The 19617-nt window shown below is 70.7% G+C and carries 22 protein-coding genes; 12 read left to right on the forward strand and 10 right to left on the reverse strand.

Features of this window, described 5'->3' with window-relative positions; genetic code table 11:
- Positions 1 to 126: 126 nt before the first annotated feature.
- From ACM9LD_RS01795 to ACM9LD_RS01805, 3 genes are all read left to right on the forward strand, one after another.
- Positions 127 to 618 carry an Hsp20/alpha crystallin family protein gene (locus ACM9LD_RS01795; protein WP_415675084.1) on the forward strand — a complete coding sequence of 164 codons (492 nt, stop codon included), beginning with the start codon at positions 127 to 129 and terminating at the stop codon, positions 616 to 618.
- Positions 619 to 679: 61 nt separating this feature from the next.
- A complete protein-coding gene (locus ACM9LD_RS01800; protein WP_415675085.1) occupies positions 680 to 856 on the forward strand; it encodes a hypothetical protein in 177 nt (58 codons plus the stop codon).
- A gap of 131 nt (positions 857 to 987) precedes the next feature.
- The gene (locus ACM9LD_RS01805; protein WP_415675086.1) at positions 988 to 1323 is read left to right on the forward strand and encodes a hypothetical protein; all 336 of its coding nucleotides are present in this window, start codon (positions 988 to 990) and stop codon (positions 1321 to 1323) included.
- A 23-nt stretch (positions 1324 to 1346) separates the two neighbouring features.
- Here ACM9LD_RS01805 and ACM9LD_RS01810 read toward each other — a convergent pair whose 3' ends face one another.
- Positions 1347 to 1832: an SRPBCC family protein gene (locus ACM9LD_RS01810; RefSeq protein ID WP_415675087.1), complete on the reverse strand. Its 486-nt coding sequence runs from the start codon at positions 1830 to 1832 to the stop codon at positions 1347 to 1349.
- 103 nt (positions 1833 to 1935) lie between these two features.
- Between ACM9LD_RS01810 and ACM9LD_RS01815 the strand changes: the two genes are divergently transcribed.
- Positions 1936 to 2550, forward strand: a complete 615-nt coding sequence (locus ACM9LD_RS01815) for a TetR/AcrR family transcriptional regulator (protein ID WP_415675088.1) — start codon at positions 1936 to 1938, stop codon at positions 2548 to 2550.
- Here the strand turns inward: ACM9LD_RS01815 and ACM9LD_RS01820 are convergent.
- The 3 genes from ACM9LD_RS01820 to ACM9LD_RS01830 are packed head-to-tail and all read right to left on the reverse strand — an operon-like array spanning position 2535 to position 4271.
- Positions 2535 to 2912: a hypothetical protein gene (locus ACM9LD_RS01820; protein WP_415675089.1), complete on the reverse strand. Its 378-nt coding sequence runs from the start codon at positions 2910 to 2912 to the stop codon at positions 2535 to 2537. The genes ACM9LD_RS01815 and ACM9LD_RS01820 overlap by 16 nt on opposite strands.
- Positions 2909 to 3643 (reverse strand): enoyl-CoA hydratase/isomerase family protein, encoded by a 735-nt coding sequence (locus ACM9LD_RS01825; protein WP_415675090.1) that lies wholly within the window; start codon positions 3641 to 3643, stop codon positions 2909 to 2911. The genes ACM9LD_RS01820 and ACM9LD_RS01825 overlap by 4 nt, the downstream gene beginning before the upstream one ends.
- Positions 3644 to 3653: 10 nt before the next feature.
- On the reverse strand, positions 3654 to 4271 hold the full coding sequence (locus tag ACM9LD_RS01830; protein ID WP_415675091.1) for an LON peptidase substrate-binding domain-containing protein: 618 nt from the start codon (positions 4269 to 4271) through the stop codon (positions 3654 to 3656).
- A gap of 37 nt (positions 4272 to 4308) precedes the next feature.
- Here ACM9LD_RS01830 and ACM9LD_RS01835 point away from each other — a divergent pair, with 37 nt between their 5' ends.
- The 6 genes from ACM9LD_RS01835 (at position 4309) to ACM9LD_RS01860 (ending at position 8678) form a co-directional block, all read left to right on the forward strand.
- Positions 4309 to 5058 carry a maleylpyruvate isomerase family mycothiol-dependent enzyme gene (locus ACM9LD_RS01835; RefSeq protein WP_415675092.1) on the forward strand — a complete coding sequence of 250 codons (750 nt, stop codon included), beginning with the start codon at positions 4309 to 4311 and terminating at the stop codon, positions 5056 to 5058.
- A 50-nt stretch (positions 5059 to 5108) separates the two neighbouring features.
- Positions 5109 to 5624, forward strand: coding sequence for a TrmH family RNA methyltransferase (locus ACM9LD_RS01840; RefSeq protein WP_415675093.1), 516 nt, complete (start codon positions 5109 to 5111; stop codon positions 5622 to 5624).
- A gap of 17 nt (positions 5625 to 5641) precedes the next feature.
- Positions 5642 to 6382 (forward strand): maleylpyruvate isomerase family mycothiol-dependent enzyme, encoded by a 741-nt coding sequence (locus tag ACM9LD_RS01845; RefSeq protein ID WP_415675094.1) that lies wholly within the window; start codon positions 5642 to 5644, stop codon positions 6380 to 6382.
- Positions 6383 to 6674: 292 nt separating this feature from the next.
- Positions 6675 to 7679 (forward strand): class 1b ribonucleoside-diphosphate reductase subunit beta, encoded by a 1005-nt coding sequence (gene nrdF / locus ACM9LD_RS01850; RefSeq protein WP_415675095.1) that lies wholly within the window; start codon positions 6675 to 6677, stop codon positions 7677 to 7679.
- A gap of 101 nt (positions 7680 to 7780) precedes the next feature.
- Entirely contained in the window at positions 7781 to 8362 is a 582-nt protein-coding gene (locus ACM9LD_RS01855; protein WP_415675096.1) for a hypothetical protein, read from the forward strand.
- A 79-nt stretch (positions 8363 to 8441) separates the two neighbouring features.
- Positions 8442 to 8678 carry a DUF1272 domain-containing protein gene (locus tag ACM9LD_RS01860; protein WP_415675097.1) on the forward strand — a complete coding sequence of 79 codons (237 nt, stop codon included), beginning with the start codon at positions 8442 to 8444 and terminating at the stop codon, positions 8676 to 8678.
- A 10-nt stretch (positions 8679 to 8688) separates the two neighbouring features.
- On the opposite strand, the gene ACM9LD_RS01865 is transcribed toward ACM9LD_RS01860, so the two are convergent.
- The 5 genes from ACM9LD_RS01865 to ACM9LD_RS01885 form a co-directional block, all read right to left on the reverse strand.
- Positions 8689 to 9183: a beta-class carbonic anhydrase gene (locus ACM9LD_RS01865; RefSeq protein WP_415675098.1), complete on the reverse strand. Its 495-nt coding sequence runs from the start codon at positions 9181 to 9183 to the stop codon at positions 8689 to 8691.
- 54 nt (positions 9184 to 9237) lie between these two features.
- Positions 9238 to 10185: a non-homologous end-joining DNA ligase gene (gene ligD, locus ACM9LD_RS01870; RefSeq protein ID WP_415675099.1), complete on the reverse strand. Its 948-nt coding sequence runs from the start codon at positions 10183 to 10185 to the stop codon at positions 9238 to 9240.
- A gap of 28 nt (positions 10186 to 10213) precedes the next feature.
- On the reverse strand, positions 10214 to 11737 hold the full coding sequence (locus ACM9LD_RS01875) for an FAD-dependent oxidoreductase (protein WP_415675100.1): 1524 nt from the start codon (positions 11735 to 11737) through the stop codon (positions 10214 to 10216).
- A 95-nt stretch (positions 11738 to 11832) separates the two neighbouring features.
- On the reverse strand, positions 11833 to 12837 hold the full coding sequence (locus tag ACM9LD_RS01880) for an AurF N-oxygenase family protein (RefSeq protein ID WP_415675233.1): 1005 nt from the start codon (positions 12835 to 12837) through the stop codon (positions 11833 to 11835).
- Positions 12838 to 13191: 354 nt separating this feature from the next.
- Positions 13192 to 14136: a TroA family protein gene (locus tag ACM9LD_RS01885; RefSeq protein ID WP_415675101.1), complete on the reverse strand. Its 945-nt coding sequence runs from the start codon at positions 14134 to 14136 to the stop codon at positions 13192 to 13194.
- Positions 14137 to 14382: 246 nt separating this feature from the next.
- On the opposite strand from ACM9LD_RS01885, the gene ctaD reads away from it, so the two are divergent.
- Both ctaD and serB read left to right on the forward strand, forming a co-directional pair.
- Entirely contained in the window at positions 14383 to 16119 is a 1737-nt protein-coding gene (gene ctaD, locus ACM9LD_RS01890; protein WP_415675102.1) for an aa3-type cytochrome oxidase subunit I, read from the forward strand.
- A gap of 87 nt (positions 16120 to 16206) precedes the next feature.
- A complete protein-coding gene (gene serB / locus ACM9LD_RS01895; RefSeq protein ID WP_415675103.1) occupies positions 16207 to 17436 on the forward strand; it encodes a phosphoserine phosphatase SerB in 1230 nt (409 codons plus the stop codon).
- 22 nt (positions 17437 to 17458) lie between these two features.
- On the opposite strand, the gene glgX is transcribed toward serB, so the two are convergent.
- Complete coding sequence (gene glgX / locus ACM9LD_RS01900) at positions 17459 to 19603, reverse strand: glycogen debranching protein GlgX (protein WP_415675104.1); 2145 nt, start codon at positions 19601 to 19603, stop codon at positions 17459 to 17461.
- Positions 19604 to 19617 lie beyond the last annotated feature (14 nt).

Raw genomic sequence — 19617 nt, forward strand, 5'->3', positions numbered from 1 at the left:
TCGCCGGAAATTCGACGAACTGAGGGCTGGCACTCGCGCACGGAGAGTGCTAAAACTGGAACTGCACAGTTGATGAGTCGCCCGCCAGGGTGGCGGGCGGCCTGGAGTTCACGGGAGGTGTTTGCTGTGCTGAGGTTCGATCCATTCTCCGAGTTGGATGCTGTGGCCCAGGGCCTGCTCACCGCGGGCCGGGATGCCGGATCGCCGCGGTCGCCGCGGTTCATGCCGATGGATCTCTATCAGGTGGACGACCACTACGTCCTCACCGCCGATCTGCCGGGCGCGGACCCGGGGTCCATCGACGTCGACGTCGAGAACGGCGTCCTCACCCTCACCGGCCGGCGGACTCCGATGTCCGATTCCGGGGTGCGGTGGCTGACCAGCGAGCGCTTCTCGGGCGTCTACCGCAGACAGCTCACCCTCGGTGAGAGCATCGACACCGCGGGGATCGCTGCGCGCTACGACAACGGCGTTCTCACAGTGACGATTCCGATCGCCGAGCGTGCCAAGCCCCGCCGGATCGTCGTGGAGCAGGGCTCCGACGAACCGCAGTGCGAGCAGCTCGCCGTCGCGTCGAGTGCGGCCGACGGTGAAGCGCGCACCGGCGCAACCGAATAGTCCCGGTGCGGCGGCGGGTCTAACTCCCGCCGCCGCACCCGAACATGATCGGAGGGTGGGCATGCCGCATGCCAGTGATCGCCGTTCGTGCCCCTCGCAGGCCGACGCTCCCCACGCCGACCCCGCGGATCTCGCCGAGCAGGCGCGCACCGTCGACCTCGACGCCCTGATCGAGGACTACCCCTGGGTGCGCCGCGACGAGGTATTGACCATCGACGGACGACGCTTCTTCGTCTAGCGGGACCTGCGACGGACCACGTTGCGAGGGTCGGGGGCCCCTTGACGGGCTGGTCGGAGCCCCCGACCCGACTCTCCCTGCCCTCCTTCTCCTTCCGGCCGGCCCCTGGAGTCCATGAAGAAGAGGACGTCATGAGAACTCTGCATCGGCTCTCCGCGACGATCGACACGGAACACCCGCTCCCCACAGAGGACGGCGCCCGCGTCGCCGGCACCGTCGAGGTGGTCACCGAGTGCACGCCGAGCGGGCGGGCGCACATGCGTTGCCGGGTCGCGGGAGACGACGCCTGGCACCCGGTCGCGGGTGGAAGCGCCGATCTGGCCGACCCGGCGGACCTGCCGTTCCATCACTCGGTGACGCTGTCCCGGCTGTTGACGCGGTCGCCGCGTCTCGCCGGGAGCGATGGCCACGCGGCCGCGTTCTACTTCTGCGACGACCTCGACGCGCCACCGCCCGCGGCGGCGTGAATCATCCGGCGGCCGTTACGGAGTCACCGCTCGGCGACCGCCTCGGCGGACGATCGGATCCCGGCGAGCGTCTGCTCCATGCCTTCGAGCATCAGGGCGGTGAACGTCTCCTGTCCGCCGAGGTGGCTCTCCGTGAGGTCGAGGGAGAACTGCGAGATCCCGTCCGGCGTTTCCCGTCGCTGCGTCAGGACGGTGCCGGCGCCCTCGGCCGCGAGCGTGAACGACCAGACCGTGTAGTTCTCCTCGATGCGGAACGCGATCGCCCGCCCGGGCTCGTGCCGCACGACCTCGCCATGTGTGACCCACTGGAGTTCCCCGAGGTGGTTGCGGTTGGTGAAGCGCGTGCCCAGATGGACGCCGTCGTCGGGTGAGCGCAGCCGGACGGAGGCCACCTGGGGGCTCCACTCGGGCATGCGCCGGACGTCGCCGACGGCGTCCCAGACGGCTGCCGGCGGGGCGGCGATGGTGATGCTGCGCTCCAGAAGAGGCGCGAACGCGTTGTCGGACATGACCCTCCCGTCAAATACGACCGATCGGTCGTAGATATGGAGTCGACGGTACGCCATCCATCGGTGCCCGTCCAGGCCCACGTCACGCGGCTACAGTGAATGCATGACTCCACCGGCGGCCGTCGACGGACGGCGTGCGCGCGGCGACGCCACCCGGCGGCGTGTCGCGCGCACTGCGGCCGACGTCGCGACCGTCCGCGGCTTGGACGGCATCACGGTGGGTGGTCTCGCCGCCGAGGCCGGTGTCAGCAAGAGTGGCATCCTCACCGTCTTCCCGACGCGCGAAGCGATCCAGATCGCCGCCGTGGCGGAAGCGCGCCGCGTGTACGCCGACGTGGTGATCCGGCCCGCGCTGGCGGCAGAGCCCGGGGCCGCGCGCTTACGCGCGCTTCTCGACGCGTGGGTCGACTACCTCCGCGCCGAGACGTTCCCAGGCGGCTGCTTCGTGACGGCCACGTCGGCGGAGTACGGTCACCGCGCCGGTCCGGTCGCCGACGCCGTGCGGGAGCTCAAGCGCGAGTGGATCGATCTCCTCGTGCGCGAGCTCGCCGTCGCGGGGGCCGCGGACCCCGAGACCGACGCCTTCCGAGTGGACGCGTACCTCGCCGCCGCGAACACGCGCCGCGAGCTGTTCGGCGACGACACCGAGCTCGATCGCGCCCGGACGCTGGCGGCCGAGGTCGTCAATGCCGCGGGTGGTTCTCACATCGGCGCGTAGCCGTCCTTGTGGTTGAAGCAGAAGTCGCAGGTGTCGCCGTCCTCGCTGCCGAAGTCGGCGAACGCGGCGATCGGTTCGATCGCCGCGCGGGCGACGGCCGGCTCCAGTAGCGGCTCGCGGCCACCGCTGAGCGGTTGCAGCCGGGAGAGGCTCGTGTGAAACGGGGAGGACCTGCTGCCGGGGGTCACGTCGACGACTGCCGCGCCGCCGATGAACAGGGTGAACAGGTCGTGTTCGGGGAAGCCGTGATTGACCCGCAGGATCCACCAGGCACCGTCGTGCCACGCGGCATAGGGGAAGTACTTCAGGCCGGTCCGTCGCCATGCGGGCCGCGTGGCGAGGACGGCGTCGATGCCGATCACCCGCCGGCGAGCCGCTCGATCATGTCCGGGGCGAAACCGTACGGCAGATCGCGCTCGGCGGCGAGCGCCTCGGTGCGGGGCAGGCGGCGGGCGTCGTCGTAGAGCCGCTTGAACCGGGAGTTCGAGCCGGGGGAGGTGGCGGCGATCTCGGCGGCCAGCGCAGCGACGGAGGCGTCCAAATCGCCCGCGGGAACGGCGTGCTCGACGAGCCCGATCCGGGCGGCCTCGGCACCGTCGACCCTGCGGGCCGTGAACGAGAGCTCCTTGGCGCGGGCGTACCCCACCCGCTCCGGCAGGCGGACCGTCATGCCCCAGACCGGGACCAGGCCCCACTGTCCGTGGGTATCGCCCAGTCGGGCGTCGTCGGCGGCGACGAGCAGATCGCACGCGAGGGCGAGTTCCAAACCGCCGGTGAGGCAATGGCCGCGGATCTTCCCGATGGTGGGGATCGGCAGCCCCGCGAGCGCGTCCACCGCGCCGCCCTCGACGTACCGCGCCCCGGCGGCGTCGCTCTCGTCGAGCGCGACGAGATCGTGTCCGGCGCAGAAGGACCGGCCCGCGCCGGTCACCACGACCACGCGCACGTCGTCGCGCTCGGCCAGGTCGTCGACGAGGCGGTGCAGGCGCGCCAGCATGCCGGCGTGCAGCGCGTTGAGCTTGTCCGGGCGGTTCAGGGTGAGCGTCGCGACGCCGTCGGCGACGTCCAGCAGGACGGTGTCGTCGTGGGACATGGGTCTCCTTCTACTGCAAGCGGAACCGCAGGGTCGCGATCACGTCGTCGAGGGCCTCGGTGAGCACGCGCACCCGGTCGGCGGGACCGGGAGCGGCGAGCGCCCGGTGCCGGTCGGCGTCGGCCAGCGGCAGCGCCCGGGCGAGGTAGTAGCTGCGCTCCACCGGGTTCTCCGGGAGCTTCAGCTTCGGCCACGCGCGCGGACGGCCTCCCTCGCTGCGGGCGAGTCGCGCTGCGAGCCTCTCGATCTCGTTGCGTTTGCCGAGCAGTGGGATCAGGTCGACGGCGGGCTGGACCTCGTCCGGCCAGGCCTCCGCCTCGGCGAGGGGGTAGGGATCGTCGGGCAGCCAGCGGGTGACGCGGACGCGGTCCGTGCCCTGACAGATCAGGGTGAACTCGCCGCCGGGGCGCCGCACGTACCGGTCGATGAGCGCCGCGGTGCCGACGTCGGTGCGCACGTCGCCGCCGCCCACCTCGCTGCCGCGCTCGATGAGGACCACCCCGAACCGGCCGTCGGTCGCGAGGCACTGCTCGATCATGCGTCGGTACCGCGGCTCGAAGACGCGCAGCGGCAGCTCCTCGCCGGGCAGGAGCACGGCGCCGAGCGGGAACATCGGCAGTTCGGTCACCGCTACAGCATGCACTGCAGGCGGTATCGTCGCGGCCATGACGGCCCCGAACGACTGGTTGGCGACGCTGGAGCGGGACGGTGGCGCGGTCGCCGCCACCCCGCCGGAGCGGCTGGCCCTCGACGTCCCGAGCTGCCCCGGGTGGACGGTGCACGACCTCGTCGTGCATCTCGGCGGAGTCCATCGCTGGGCTTCGACCTTCCTCGCCGAGGGCCCGGATTCGACGAACCGGTTCGCCCCGATCGAGGACGACGCGCCCGCCGGCGCGGCGGTGACCGACTGGTACCGCGACCGCCTCGAGGGCCTGCTGGCCGAGCTGCGCCGCCACGACGCGGACGAGCCGGCCCGAGCCTTCACGGGCCGCGTCACCGCCGGCTTCTGGATGCGCCGCCAGGCCCACGAGACCGCCGTGCACCGCTGGGACGCCGAGAACTCCTGGAACGAAGCGCGACCCGTCGAATCCGTGCTCGCCGGGGACGGGATCGAGGAATGGGCCCAGGTCTTCGCCGGACGGTTCCTCGCCCGCGGCCCCGGGCTGCCGGACGGGCTCGTCGGGCGGACCGTCCACCTGCACGGCACCGACCGCGACGACGCGGAATGGACCCTCACGCTCGCACCGGAGTCGATCGCCGTCGAGCGCGGGCACGCGAAGGGCGATGTCGCGCTTCGCGGCGCTACGTCGGACCTGTACCTCGCGCTGTGGCGGCGGGTGCCGCTCGCCGACCTCGCGAGCTTCGGCGACGCCACCGTCGCCGCGGCATTGCTGGACGCGGTGCAGGTCACGTAGCCTGGAGCGATGACGAATCATGGAAGGGGCGCCACGCCTCACACCGTCTGATGGCCGAGCTGCGGGTGAAGTCCCGCTCCGAACTGCGCCGCGCACGGCGGCGCCATGGCCACTCCTGTTGGGATCACCTCATCGTCGCCCCGCTCTGGGCGCAGCACGGCGCGAACCTCGGCACCCTGCTGCGCACCTGCGACGCCGTCGGCGCCTGCATGGCGGTCCCGTCGCACGACTGGGTGAAGGGTGCTCTGCGCAAGGGCAATACGCTGCCCGGGCCCAGCTGCATCCACCGCGTCGGCAACCCGCAGAACTGGCTGCTCAAGCAGCGCGAGCGCGGGTCGCACATCGTCGGCGTGGAACTCGCCGAGGGCGCGACGCGCCTCGGCGACCTGCCTCCCGCGCGGGGGCGCACCGTCGTCGTGCTGGGTCACGAGTTCTCCGGGATCCCGAGCGACACCCTGCACCTGCTCGACGAAGCGGTCGAAATCCCGATGATCGGGCGGGGGGCGAGCCTCAACGTCGCGGTCGCAGGGTCGCTCGTGCTGTATCGCCTCGCGGGCCTGTCCTGACTTCGTAGTGTCGGGGTATGACAGCTCAGCTCTGGCTCGACTCCATCGCCGCCGACGGCGCCCGCATCGCCGCCATCGACCCCGCCCACCTCGCGCTCCCCGTCCCCAGCTGCCCCGGGTGGACGGTGCGCGACGGCGTCGTCCATACCGCCGGCGCGCACCGCTGGGCCACCGCCTTCTTGCAGGCCGGCCCGGAGTCCAAGGAGCGCTTCATCCCCGACGTCTCCGACGCGCCCGACGGCGACGCGGTCCTGGGGTGGTACGCGGGCGTCAACGCGGCCCTGCTCGACGAGCTGCGCCGGCATGCGCCCGACGAGCCCGCGCGCGCCTTCATCGGGCGTACCGTGGCCGCGTTCTGGATGCGCCGGATGACGCAGGAAGTGTCCATCCACCGCTGGGACCTGCAGAACTCGCTGCCCGACGGTGCCGAGCCGCTCCCGGCGTGGACCGCCGCCGACGGCATCACCGAGCTGACGCAGATGCAGATCCCGCTCATCGTCGGCAAGAAGGGGCTGCCCGAGACGCTGGTGGGCAAGGTGATCGCGATCGAGGCGACCGACACGGGGGACCGGTGGACGCTGCGGCTGCGCGCCGACGGGATCGACGTCCTCGACCAGCCGGTTCCGGCGGACGTGACGCTGCGCGGCACCGCGTCGGACCTGGACCTGGTGCTGTGGCGCCGGGCCGAGCCCGGCACCGTCGAGGTGGACGGCGATCGGTCCGTGCTCGACGGGTTGCTCGACGTGGTGATCATCTGAGCGGCACTGTGCGGTGGATAGTGCCCGCTCAGCGGCGAAGATCCACCGCAGGGCGCGGCTAGGAGCCGGGCGCTCCGGGTACCGCTTCGTATCAACGCCGCGAAGACCGCGGCGCGGGGCGCGGCGATGACGATCGTGCTGGTGATCCGTATGCGCGGAGGCTCCCCGGCGGTACCGACGCGCGACACGCCGAACTGGCGCTATGCACTAGGTGTTGCGTTTCCCGGACTTGTCGGCCCCAAGGGGTAGTGTCATGAGCGTTGAAATCCAGCTCCGCGAAAACCGAGGTGTCATGTCTGAAACCGCCGCTCACAGCCCCGCCGACGGAGCTCCGCTCAAGCTGGTCAGCCGGGTGTCGGCGATCAACTGGAACCGGGTGCCGGACGAGAAGGACGCCGAGGTCTGGGACCGGTTGACGGGCAACTTCTGGCTGCCCGAGAAGGTGCCGGTCAGCAACGACATCCCGTCGTGGGGCACGCTCACCGACCACGAGAAGCAGCTCACCATGCGGGTCTTCACGGGCCTGACGCTGCTCGACACCATCCAGGGCACCGTCGGCGCGGTCTCGCTGATCCCCGACGCGATCACCCCGCACGAGGAGGCGGTGTACACCAACATCGCGTTCATGGAGTCGGTGCACGCGAAGAGCTACAGCTCGATCTTCTCCACCCTGTGCAGCACGCGCGAGATCGACGACGCCTTCCGTTGGTCGGAGGAGAACGAGCACCTGCAGCGCAAGGCGTCCATCGTCATGGACTACTACCGCGGCGACGACCCGCTCAAGCGCAAGGTCGCCTCGACGCTGCTCGAGTCGTTCCTGTTCTACAGCGGCTTCTACCTGCCGATGTACTGGTCCTCGCGGGCCAAGCTCACCAACACGGCCGACATGATCCGCCTGATCATCCGCGACGAGGCCGTGCACGGCTACTACATCGGCTACAAGTTCCAGCGGGGTCTGGAGACGCAGACGCCGGAGCGCCGCGAGGAGATCAAGGACTACACGTTCGAGCTGCTCATGGAGCTGTACTCGAACGAGGAGGACTACACCGAGTCGCTGTACGACGAGGTGGGCCTCACCGAGGACGTGAAGAAGTTCCTGCGGTACAACGCCAACAAGGCGCTGATGAACCTGGGCTACGAGGCGCTGTTCCCCAAGGACGCCACCGACGTGAACCCGGCGATCCTCTCCGCCCTGTCGCCCAACGCCGACGAGAACCACGACTTCTTCTCCGGTTCCGGTTCGTCGTACGTGATCGGCAAGGCCGTCAACACGGAAGACGAGGACTGGGACTTCTGACCCCGGACGACGCCGGAGAGACCCGCCCGCGCACCAGATTCTGGTGGTATTTCGGGGCGGGTCTTCTCGTCTTCGGCTTCCTCGTCGCGCCGCGGCAGATCGTGGGGACGGGCTTCGACGAGCGGGCCGGGGCGGCGTTCCCGTCGTGGCTGCTGGCCGGGCGCGCTGAGTACACGCCGGGGCTGCAGTCGTTGGTCGACGACTGGCTGCGGTACCACCTGGTCAAGGCGTTCTTCGCCGCACTGCTGCTGGCGCTGGCCCTGTACCTGGGACACCGCGCGCTCGCGCTGATCCCGACGGTGCTGCTCATCGCGAACGTGCAGGGCATCGTCGCGCCGCTGTCGTCGGCGTTCTCTCTCCTCGGTGATCGAGTGTCGGAATCGGACGGCCCACTGGCCGAGGCGCTGTCGCTGATGCGGCGGCAGCTGCGCGGTGAGCGGTCGCCGGCGGTCCAGGCGTTGGTCGACGACTTCGCGCGGTACCACCTGGGCGTCGTGGTCATGGCCGGCGTGCTGACCGTCGTGCTGCTGGTCTTCGCCGCCCGTGCCTGGCGGCAGGACCGTCGACGGTGGGCGGCCGCGACGCTCGCGGCCGCCGTCGTCGCCGGTGTGGTCACCGTCGCCAACGTCACGAACGCTCTCGATCCCGTCCGCGGTCTGCTCGACTTCATCGGCGGTTCCTAGCGGTTTCGGCGGCGACATCCTGGGGTTTCGTTCGCCGGAACCGCAGGGAACTGCGACAGTGGGCGGAAAGGAGGCACCCATGCTGGAGATCAGGCCGAACTGCGAGTGTTGCGGGCGCGACCTCGCGCCGGACGCGCGCGACGTGTTCATCTGCACCTTCGAGTGCACCTGGTGCGCGGACTGCAACAGGGACAAGCTGCACGGCACGTGCCCCAACTGTGGCGGCGAGCTCGTCCGCCGCCCGATCCGCCCGGCGGCCCTGCTCGAAGCCCATCCCGCCTCGACGGTCCGCGTCGTCAGCGAGACCTGCCGCTAGGTCTCCCGCCCTAGTTCGGTGCCACCTCGCGCAGCCGGCCGGTGGCCACGTCGAAGACGAAGCCGCGCAACGACGTCGTCGCGGGGATGAACGGGCTGGACGCGACGCGCTTGAGCGACTGGCGCACGTCGGTGTCGAGATCGGCGAAGGCCTCGGCCGCCCACGCGGGTTTGATCCCGGTCTCGGACAGGATGTCGGCCTTGAACCCGTCGTCGGTGAACGTGAGCATGCCGCAGTCGGTGTGGTGGATCAGGATGATCTCGGTCGTGCCCAGTAGCCGCTGGCTGATCGCCAGCGAGCGGATCTGGTCCTCGGTGATGACGCCGCCGGCGTTGCGGATGACGTGCGCCTCGCCCTCCTGGAGACCGAGGACGCGGTAGACGTCGAGTCGGGCGTCCATGCAGGCGACGACCGCAACGTGTTTCGACGGTGGGAGGGGAAGCGGGCCCGAGAAGGCCTCGGCGTAGGCGGCGTTGTTCGTGAGCAGTTCATCGGTGACGGTCATGGATCCATGGTCGATCGCGCATGGGCCGCCGCCCACCGTTGCGCTCCCGCTGCGTCAATCGGCGATGGGGAGGTCGTCGCGGTCGGCCCAGTCGACCAGGGGGTCCAGGGAGAAGGCCTCGTCGTCGATGGATGCGTGCAGGTCGCCGAGGTCGGCGAAGCGTGCGGGGAGGGTGCGGATCGTGAAGTCGTCGGGGTGCACGTCCGGCACCTCGTCCCAGGTGATCGGGGCGGAGGCGGTGGCGATCGGGGTGCCGCGCAGCGAGTACGCGCACGCGATGGTGTGATCGCGGGCGTTCTGGTTGTAGTCGAGGAACACGGCCGCCGGGTCGCGGTCCTTGCGCCACCACATCGTCGTCACGTCCGACGGTGCCCGGCGCTCGACCTCCCGGGCGAAGGCGAGGGCGCACCGTCGGACCTCCGAGAACGTCCAGCGGGGCTCGATCCGCACGTACACGTGCAAGCCGGAGCCGCCCGAGGTCTTGGGGAAACCGCGGATGCCGAGCTCGTCGAGCACCTCCCGCACCACCGCGGCCACCGACTGCACCCGCGACCACGAGCAGTCGGGCATCGGGTCGAGGTCGATCCGCCACTCGTCGGGATGGTCCAGATCGCCCGCGCGGCAGTTCCACGGGTGGAACTCGACCGTCGACATCTGCGCCGCCCAGATCACCGAGCCGAGCTCCGTGACCACCACCTCGTCGGCGGTGCGGCCGAACCGCGGGAAGTAGATCTCCACCGTCTCGAGCCAGTCGGGCGCGCCGGCGGGGATCCGCTTCTGGTGCACCTTCGGCCCGTCGACGCCCTTGGGGTAGCGGTGCAGCATCGTCGGCCGATCGCGCAGCGCCCGGACGATGCCCGGGCCCACGGCCTCGTAGTACCGCACGACGTCGAGCTTCGTCGCGCCGATCTGCGGGAAGTAGACCCGCTCCGGGCTCGAGACGCGCACGACCCGGTCACCGACGGTCAGCTCGACCGGTTCGCCGTTCGCGGAAGAGGCCACGGCGCTGAGAGTACGCGCCCGGGCGGGACTACGCGCCCAGGAAGCGGCCCAGCGGGCGCTTGCGCTTCCCCGACGGGCGGCCCTTGATGACGCCGGCGACGACGTCCTCGGCGAACTTCTCCACCGTTTCCTGCGAGTCGGTCTTGTTCGTGCCGATGAAGCCGTTGGGGCCGCGCTTGATCCAGCCCGTGACGTACACGCCGGGGAGCGGCGCACCGTCGTCCCCGAGGACCCGGCCGGCCTCGTTCGGCAGCACCGCGCGGCGGTCGTCGAAGGGCAGGCCCGGCACCGGGACGCCCCGGTAGCCGACGGAGGTGAACACCATGCCGACGGGCAGGTCGATCGCCTCGCCGGTGACCGTGTGCTTCGCGTGCAGGACCAGGCCGTCGTCGGTGGCCTCGATCGACTCGGGCGTGGTGAGGAAGCGCAGGCGGATGCGGCGCGGCGCGTCCGACTGGGTCTCCAGTGACTCGAGGAGCTCCAGCTTGTGCCCGATCAGCTCGGAATCGCTGCCCGCGACGATGGTCTCGGCGACGTCGGGGTCCGGGTGCACGATGACGGTGCGCTCGTCCGCGAGGCCGAGCGCCTCGGGCAGGGTGAAGGCGGCGTGCTCGGGTCCGCGGCGGGCCACGATCACGACCTCCTCGACCTTCGACTCGCGCAGCGCGGCGAGGGCGGCGGGGGAGATGGTGGTGCCCTCGAGTTCCTCGGGCTCGGCCGTGAGGATGCGGGCCGCGTCGAGCGCGACGTTGCCGTTGCCGATGACGACGATGCGGTCGTGCGTGAGGTCGACGGCGTCGCCCTTGTGCTCGGGGTGGCCGTTGTACCAGGCGACGAAGTCGGTGGCGCTGCGGACGTTGGGCAGGTCCTCGCCGGTGATGCCGAGCTTCTTGTCGGTGCTGGCGCCGACGGCGACGACGATCGCGTCGTGACGTTTCCGCAGCTCCTCGAGGCTGATGTCGCGCCCGATCTCGGTGTTCAGGTGGATCGTGAAGTTCGGGTCGGCGGCGACCTTGTCGAACAGGCCCGAGACCTTGCGGGTGCGGGTGTGATCGGGGGCGACGCCGAACCGGGCCAGGCCGTAGGGCGTGGACAGCTTCTCGTAGACGTCGACGGTGACGCCCGGGTAGCGCAGGAGCTCGTCGGCTGCGTACATCGCGGCCGGGCCGCTGCCGATCACGCCCACGCTGATGACGGTGCCCGACGGGATCGGGAGGACCTTCGGCGGCACGGTGTGCGCCATCGGCGGGCGGCTGCGCTCCTGCGGGTTCGGGCCGCCGAGCGAGGAGTTGGCCGGGTCGGCGGCCGCGAGCGAGCGGTTGAGCTCGATGTAGACCTTGTGCTCCTCGGGCAGGCGATGCGCCGGTCCGATGGCGTCGACGGGGCACGCCGTCACGCAGGCGCCGCAGTCGACGCAGGTGGTGGGATCCACGTACAGCATCTCGGCCGTCGCGAAGCCCGGCTCGTCGGGCGTCGGGTGGATGCAGTTCACCGGGCACGCGAAGGTGCACGAGGCGTCGCTGCAGCAGGACTGGGTGATGACGTGGGGCATCGAGGAAGCTCCTCCGGGGGTGTTCGCATCCGGGCCGGGATACGGGTCCGGCTCGGCGGGTGACCGCCGAGCCGGATATTCGGGGTGGTTCGAGACTACTGCGCGGCGTACGACGGCTCGCTGCGGAATCGCGAGGTCCGGCCATGGATGCCCAGGACGCGCCACAGCACGCGGGAGACCGGGTTCATCAGGTCCGTGCGCTCCGCGAGCAGGCGGACGTCGCCGAAGATCTCCTGGCGCATGGCCTTCGACTCGGGCGAGCGCCAGAAGATGTCCTTCTTGACCGCCCGCGGGATGTCGAAGGTGTCCCAGAACTGCTTCGGCGGGACCATGATCGCGCCGAGCAGGATGCGCATGACCAGCGGCATCGCCAGCGACAGCAGGAAGCGGGGGATCGGGCCGCGGGTGGGCACCTTGTGCTCGAGCAGCTGGTGCGCGAACGAGATGTGGCGGGCCTCCTCGGCCACGTGGATCTGCATCACCGAGGTCATCGCGGGGTGCTGCGTGTCGGCCGAGCGCAGGAACTGCTTCTGCAGGTGGTCGATCGGCTCCTCGCCGGCGAGCACGCCCATGTAGAAGATGTTCGGGAAGGTGGTGGCCGCCAGCGGGATGATCGGCGACAGGCGGCGGAACCACCAGGCGCCGCCGGGGACGTCCATGCCCACGCGGTTGACGAACTCCTGGAACATCAGCGTGTGCTGGCACTCCTCCTTCGCCTCGTGCGTGGCGTAGCGGAACTCGGGGGAGTTGTTCGGCTGCACGGCGGTGTACTGCATGATGCCGCGGATCAGGATCGACTCGAACTGCAGGCCGACCTTGGCGACGTTGGCCTGGCGCCACATGCCGATCTCGATCTGCTTGGCCAGCGGCTGCTCCTGGTACCAGGGGTGGCGGCCGATCGGGTCGAAGCGCGGATTGCAGACCCAGCGCGGATCGTCGGGGACGATCGCGAGCTCGGGGGAGTCCCAGTCGATGTCGACGTAGGGATCGAAGTTGCGGCGCACCGAGGCCTCGGAGAGGTCGTTCAGCGTCTGCTCGTACTCGGCCTGGCCGGGGAACGAGCGGCCGCGCATGCGCGCCATGTGGGTCACTCGGGGCATGTTCAGCAGGGCCATGATGGATCCTTTCCTGGCACCCTCGACCGGCTCGTACCTGGTGTTTCTTCCGTGGCCCTGTGGGAAATCCCACAGGCGTCTGTGCTGGTAGAAGCCGTGTATGAGATTGAATCGCCTTCAGGCTATCACTTGAAACAAGCATGAATGAAGGCTCTTCGGCCGGCAATCCGTGAACAGGTGTACACCGAGCTCTCGGCCAGCGGTTTTACCCGGCGGATGTGAGAGGCGTCACGGAGGAACGTTCGCGTTCCGGGGCGTTTTCGCCCCTCCGCGGAGGCTGTGGCGGACGCACGCCGAGCGCCCCGTCGGGACGCGACGGGGTGCGGGGGAGGGGGAGGCCTAGGAGGAGGCCTTGATGGTGTTGCCGACGTCGTGCAGCACGATGCCGGCGGCGACGGGCCCGCCCGCGGAGAACCAGGCGGAGTCCTCGACCAGGAGCTGCCGCTTGGCGACCACGGCGCGGAGCTGCTTCCAGGGCTTCGTGGTCATCACGGCCATGCCGTGTTCGCGGCCCTTGTCGCCCTGATAGCCCACGTAGATCAGATCGGCGTCGGCGGCGGAGACGTCGTCGCCCGACATCTCGACGGCCTCCGGCTTGCGCTGCGGCTCAGGCCGTACGACCTTGAGGTCCGCGAGGACCTGCGCCGCGAGCGGCGCGGTGCCCAACGCGAGGTTCTTGCCGTCCGCCGTGAACCGGACCAGGGAGACGGTGTTGTGCACCGCGTCGATCTTCACCGACTTCTCCGCCGCGTCCCGCTGGTAGCGGTCCAGCACGGCCCGCGCCTCCGCGGGCATGCGTACCGCGTCGGCCAGGGCGAGGAAGCTGCGGCGCCAGTCCGCCGACGGTGCCGGGATCGTCACCGTCCGGCCCGCGCGGCGGTTCGCCTCGGCCGAGTCCGCGGTGCCGACCGCGACGTCGGCCTGCGCGCCGTCGGCGAGCTTCGGGACCTTCGCGAGGGTGGCGCCCAGGTACGACGGGACGTCGCCGCCGACGGCCTTCACCCGGTTCTGCAGGCCGAGCGCGCACAGGCCGTCGAGGAGCGCCGGATCGGCAACGACGATCGCGGCCGGGGCGGCGCCACCGGCGACGGGAGCGGCGCAGGCCTCGTCGGGCTTGCGGTCGAGGCCGATGATGTTCGCCGACGCGAGGCGCGTGGTGGTCGTCGAGATCGAGGCGAAGGGCTGCTGGATCGGCTCCGAGCCGCCGCATGCGGTGAGCACCGAGCCGGCGACGACGGCGAGCGCCATCGCGGCGCCCGTCCTGGATGTTCCGAGCCTGTTCACGGCAACTGTCCTCACCTGTAGTTCCGACCGAGCGCCACGGTAGCAGTCGGGGCCTTTCCGGCCGGTTCCGCGACGCGAGTACGACGCAGAGTAGGACCGCGGGGACAAGCCCGGGGGCGAGGGGCTACGCTTACCCCACAAGGGTGGCGTCCGCCGTGAGCGAACACCGCCCGAAAGACCTGATTGAAGAGGCCGTACGCCGGTACCGACAGCCGCGGTACCGAGAGGCCCAGGGCAGGAGGATTTGTGACCGCGCAAGCGCATCGTCCGGCAGTCGAGGTGACCGCCGCACGTCCGTATCCGCAGCGGACCGGGCCCAAGGGCTCGTTCATCTACAAGCTGGTCACGACGACCGATCACAAGACGCTGGGCATCATGTACATCGTCACGTGCTTCGCGTTCTTCCTCATCGGTGGCCTGATGGCGCTGCTCATGCGCGCCGAGCTGGCCAACCCGGGCCTGCAGTTCCTCTCCACCGAGCAGTTCAACCAGCTGTTCACCATGCACGGCACCGTGATGCTGCTGCTGTACGCGACGCCGATCGTGATCGGCTTCGCCAACTTCGTGCTGCCGCTGCAGATCGGCGCGCCCGACGTCGCCTTCCCGCGCCTGAACGCGTTCGGCTACTGGCTGTTCGTCTTCGGCGCCATCATGGTGATCGCCGGCTTCATCACCCCCGGTGGCGCGGCTGACTTCGGCTGGACGGCCTACACCCCGCTGACCGACGCCCTCCACTCGCCCGGCCCCGGTGCCGACCTGTGGATCATGGGCCTCGCGGTCGGTGGTCTCGGCACCATCCTCGGCGCCGTCAACATGGTGACCACCGTGATCTGCATGCGCGCCCCCGGCATGACGATGTTCCGCATGCCGATCTTCACCTGGAACATCCTGGTGACCTCGCTGCTGATCCTGCTGGCCTTCCCGCTGCTGACCGCCGCGCTCATGGGCCTCGAGGTCGACCGCCAGTTCGGCGCACACATCTACGACCCCGCCAACGGCGGCGTCATCCTGTGGCAGCACCTGTTCTGGTTCTTCGGCCACCCCGAGGTCTACATCATCGCGCTGCCCTTCTTCGGCATCGTCTCGGAGATCTTCCCCGTGTTCAGCCGCAAGCCGATCTTCGGCTACAGCGGCCTGGTCCTGGCGACGCTGGCCATCGCGGCCCTCTCGGTCGCGGTGTGGGCGCACCACATGTACGCCACCGGCGCGGTGCTGCTGCCCTTCTTCAGCTTCATGACCTTCCTCATCGCGGTGCCAACCGGTGTGAAGTTCTTCAACTGGATCCTCACCATGTGGAGAGGGCAGATAACGTTCGAATCGCCGATGCTGTTCTCGATCGGCTTCATCGTGACCTTCCTCTTCGGTGGTCTCACCGGCGTGCTCCTCGCGTCGCCGCCGCTCGACTTCGCGGTGTCCGACACGTACTTCGTCGTCGCGCACTTCCACTACGTGCTCTTCGGCACCATCGTGTTCGCGACCTACGCCGGCATCTACTTCTGGTTCCCGAAGATGACGGGCCGCATGCTCGACGAGGGCCTGGGCCGCTGGCACTTCTGGCTCACCTTCATCGGCTTCCACATGACCTTCCTGGTGCAGCACTGGGTCGGCGCCGAGGGCATGCCGCGTCGCTACGCCGACTACCTCGACACGGACGGCTTCACCACGCTGAACCAGATCTCGACGGTCGGCGCGTTCATCCTGGGCGCCTCGACGCTGCCCTTCGTGTGGAACGTCTTCAAGAGCTACCGCTACGGCGAGGTCGTCACGGTCGACGACCCGTGGGGCTTCGGCAACAGCCTCGAGTGGGCCACCAGCTGCCCCCCGCCGCGGCACAACTTCACCGAGCTGCCCCGCATCCGCTCCGAGCGCCCCGCGTTCGAGCTGCACTACCCGCACATGGTCGAGCGCATGCGCGCCGAGGCCCACTCGGGCCCCGGCCTGGGCGACAAGCACTCGCAGGAGCGCGGCGACGCGAAGGTGTGATGCTCGGCCCGTGACCTGATCTGAACGGCGTCTCCCGCAGGGGAGGCGCCGTTCGGCGTTGCGCCAGGCGGCGACTACGATTTCCCCGTGCACGAAGCGACTTCGGATCCCACGATCCTCATCACCGTGACCGGCGGCGACAAGCCCGGCGTCAGCTCGGTCCTGTTCGGCGTGCTGGCCCGCAACGAGGTCAGTGTCCTCGACGTCGAGCAGACCGTCATCCGCGGCCGCCTCACCCTCGGGGTGCTCGCCGCGGTCCACGGTGACCCCGAGCACGTGCAGGAACTCGTCGAGCAGGCCATGGCCACCGTCGGGATGGACGTCGCGGTGGAGATCACCGCCGAGCAGCCGCCCCGCCCGCCCGTGCCGACGCACGCCGTCGTGCTGCTGGGGGCGCCCGTGAGCGCCCGCGCCCTCTCGGCACTCGCGACCGCCCTCGCCGGGCGCGACGTCAACATCGAGTCCATCGCCGGCGTCGCCGATTACCCGGTCACCGCGCTCGAGCTCATGGTCACGGTGCCCGACGGTGCCGACGAGGTCGCCTTCCGCGCCGAGCTCGCCGCCGTCGCCAAGGAGCAGGGCGTCGACATCGCCACCTCGCGCGCCGGCATCGCGCGCCGTTCCAAGCGGCTGATCTGCTTCGACGTCGACTCCACCCTGGTCCAGGGCGAGGTCATCGAGATGCTCGCCGCCCGCGCCGGCAAGGAGGCGGAGGTGGCCGCGGTCACCGAGGCCGCGATGCGCGGGGAGCTCGACTTCGAGCAGTCCCTGCACGCCCGCGTGCAGAACCTCGCAGGCCTCCCCGCGTCGGTCATCGACGACGTGGCCGCCGGCCTGCAGCTGACCCCCGGCGCGCGCACCACGATCCGCACGCTCAAGCGGCTCGGCTACCGCTGCGGCGTCGTCTCCGGCGGCTTCACCGCCGTCATCGAGCCGCTCGCGCAGGACCTCGAGCTCGACTTCGTCCGCGCCAACACCCTCGAGGTGATCGACGGTGTGCTGACCGGCCGCGTGATCGGCGAGGTCGTCGACCGGCCGGGCAAGGCCCGCGCGCTGCAGGAGTTCGCCGACACCTTCGGCGTGCCGGTCGAGGAGACCGTCGCCGTGGGCGACGGTGCCAACGACATCGACATGCTCTCCGCCGCCGGGCTGGGCGTCGCGTTCAACGCCAAGCCCGCCCTGCGGGAGGTCGCCGACGCGGCGCTCTCGCACCCCTACCTCGACGCGGTCCTGTTCGTGCTCGGCGTGACCCGCGACGAGATCGAGGCGGCCGACGCCGTCGACGGCCGGCTGCGCCGCGTGCCCATCGAGCACTGAGCCCGATCGAGCGCCGGGCCGGTCAGACCTGCTGGAAGGCCAGCACCGTCGGGCCGGAGACCGTGACCTCCGCGCGCGACGGGTAGACCGTGCGGCCCGCGGGTTCGCCCGTCGGGAGCGTGGTGTCGACGATGAGCTCCCAGTCGTGCGTGCACGACTCGGGCCCGCCGAGCACCACTGTCGCCTCGCCGCCGGCGTGCCAGATGATGAGCGCGTCCTTCTCCGCGACGGCGGCGTCGTGGCCGGGCGCGCGGACGTCGGACCCGTCGACCCACGCCTGCAGCGTGCGTTCCTCCGGCGACTGCCAGTCCTCGCCCGGCATCTCGGCGCCGTCGGCGCCGAACCACGCGAGGTCGGGCTCGCCGTCGCGGGTGGCGCGGCCGTCGAAGAACTCGTGCTGGCGCAGCACGGGCGCGGCGCGGCGCACGGCCGCCACGCGGGCGACGAACGCCGTCAGGTCGGCGTCGGCGGCGTCCCAGTCCACGGCGAAGGCGTCGGCCGCAGGCGTGCCCTCCGGCACGCAGTAGGCGTTGTTGTTGCCGAATTGGGTGTGGCCCAGCTCGTCGCCGCCGAGCAGCATCGGCGTGCCGGTCGAGAGCAGCAGCGTGGCGATCAGGGCCCGCACGTGCGCCGCCCGCGCCGCGAGGATCGCGGGGTCGGTGGTGCCGCCCTCGAAGCCATGGTTGACGGAGTGGTTGTTGTCGGTGCCGTCCCGGTTCTTCTCGCCGTTGGCCTCGTTGTGCTTGCGCTCGTAGCTGACCAGGTCGCGCGCGGTGAAGCCGTCGTGGGCCGTGACGAAGTTGATCGACGAGAAGGGCGTGCGGCCCTGCGCGCCGAACAGGTCCTGGCTGCCGGAGACCCGCGAGGCCAGCGCGCCGACGGTCGCGCCGCCGGCGAAGAAGTCGCGGACGGTGTCGCGGTAGCGGTCGTTCCACTCGGCCCACACCGGCGGGAAGCCGCCCACCCGGTAGCCCTCGCCCGTGGCGTCCCAGGGCTCGGCGATGAGCTTGCGGGTGGACAGGATCGGGTCGGCCGCGATGGCGGTGAGCAGTGGCGCGCGGTGGTCGAACGGGATGACCGGGCCCTGCGGCCCGGTTCCCGTCCGTCCGCGGCCGAGGACGCTCGCGAGGTCGAACCGGAAGCCGTCGACGCCGAACTCCCCGGCGAAGTACCGCAGGCTGTCGAGCACCATCCGCACCGAGGCGGGGGAGGCGCAGTCCACCGTGTTGCCGCAGCCGGTGTAGTCGAGGTCCTCGCCGTTCTCGAGCAGGTAGTAGCCGGGCGCGTCGAGCCCGCGCCAGGACAGCGACGGGCCCGCCACCGACTCCTCGGCGGTGTGGTTGTAGACCACGTCCATCAGCACCTCGAGGCCGGCGGAGTGCAGCGCCGAGACCATCTCCGCGAACTCCTCGACCTCGCGGCCCGGCTGCGCCGCGTACCGGGGGTCCGGCGCGAAGTAGGCCCCCGTCGAATAGCCCCAGTGGTTGCGCATGCCACGGTCGCGCACGCCCGGCTCGGTGAGGCAGGCCTGGACGGGCAGCAGCTCGACGGCGGTGACGCCGATGCGCCGCAGATGCTCGATCACGGCCGGCTGGGCCAGGCCCCGGTAGGTGCCGCGCAGCTCCTCCGGGACACCCGGGTGCCGCGCGGTGTACGAGCCGACGTGCACCTCGCAGATCACCGTCCGGTCCCACGGCACGCCCGGGCCCGGTTCCGGGGCAGGCGGCGCCCCGGTGACCACGCACAACGGGATGTCGGGGAGCGAATCCGTCTCCGACGGTCCGCCGTCCGTCCCGTAGGGCAGGAGCGCGGTGCCGTCGCCGAGTGCGCCGTCGAGCCGGCGGGCGTACGGGTCGATGAGGGCTTTGTGCTCGTTGAAGCGGAGGCCGTTCTCCGGCTCCCAGGGGCCCGCGGCGCGCAGGCAGTACCGCGTGCCCTCGCCGATACCGGCGACGAAGCCGTGGTGGACGCCCGCCGTCTGCGCGGGCAGCCGCAGGCGCTGCTCGCGGCGCGCCCCGGCCTCGTCGGTGTCGATCAGGCACACCCAGACGTCGGTGGCGCGCGGGGCGTGCACGGCGAAGTTCACGCCGCCGGGCTGCGGGGCGGCGCCGAGGGGGTGCGCGGCGCCGGGGGTGGGGGAGCGGTGGTCTGTGGACACGGGGACCATCCTGCCAACCGTGA

It is taken from the genome of Tsukamurella hominis (assembly GCF_965137015.1).
Classification (GTDB): domain Bacteria; phylum Actinomycetota; class Actinomycetes; order Mycobacteriales; family Mycobacteriaceae; genus Tsukamurella; species Tsukamurella hominis.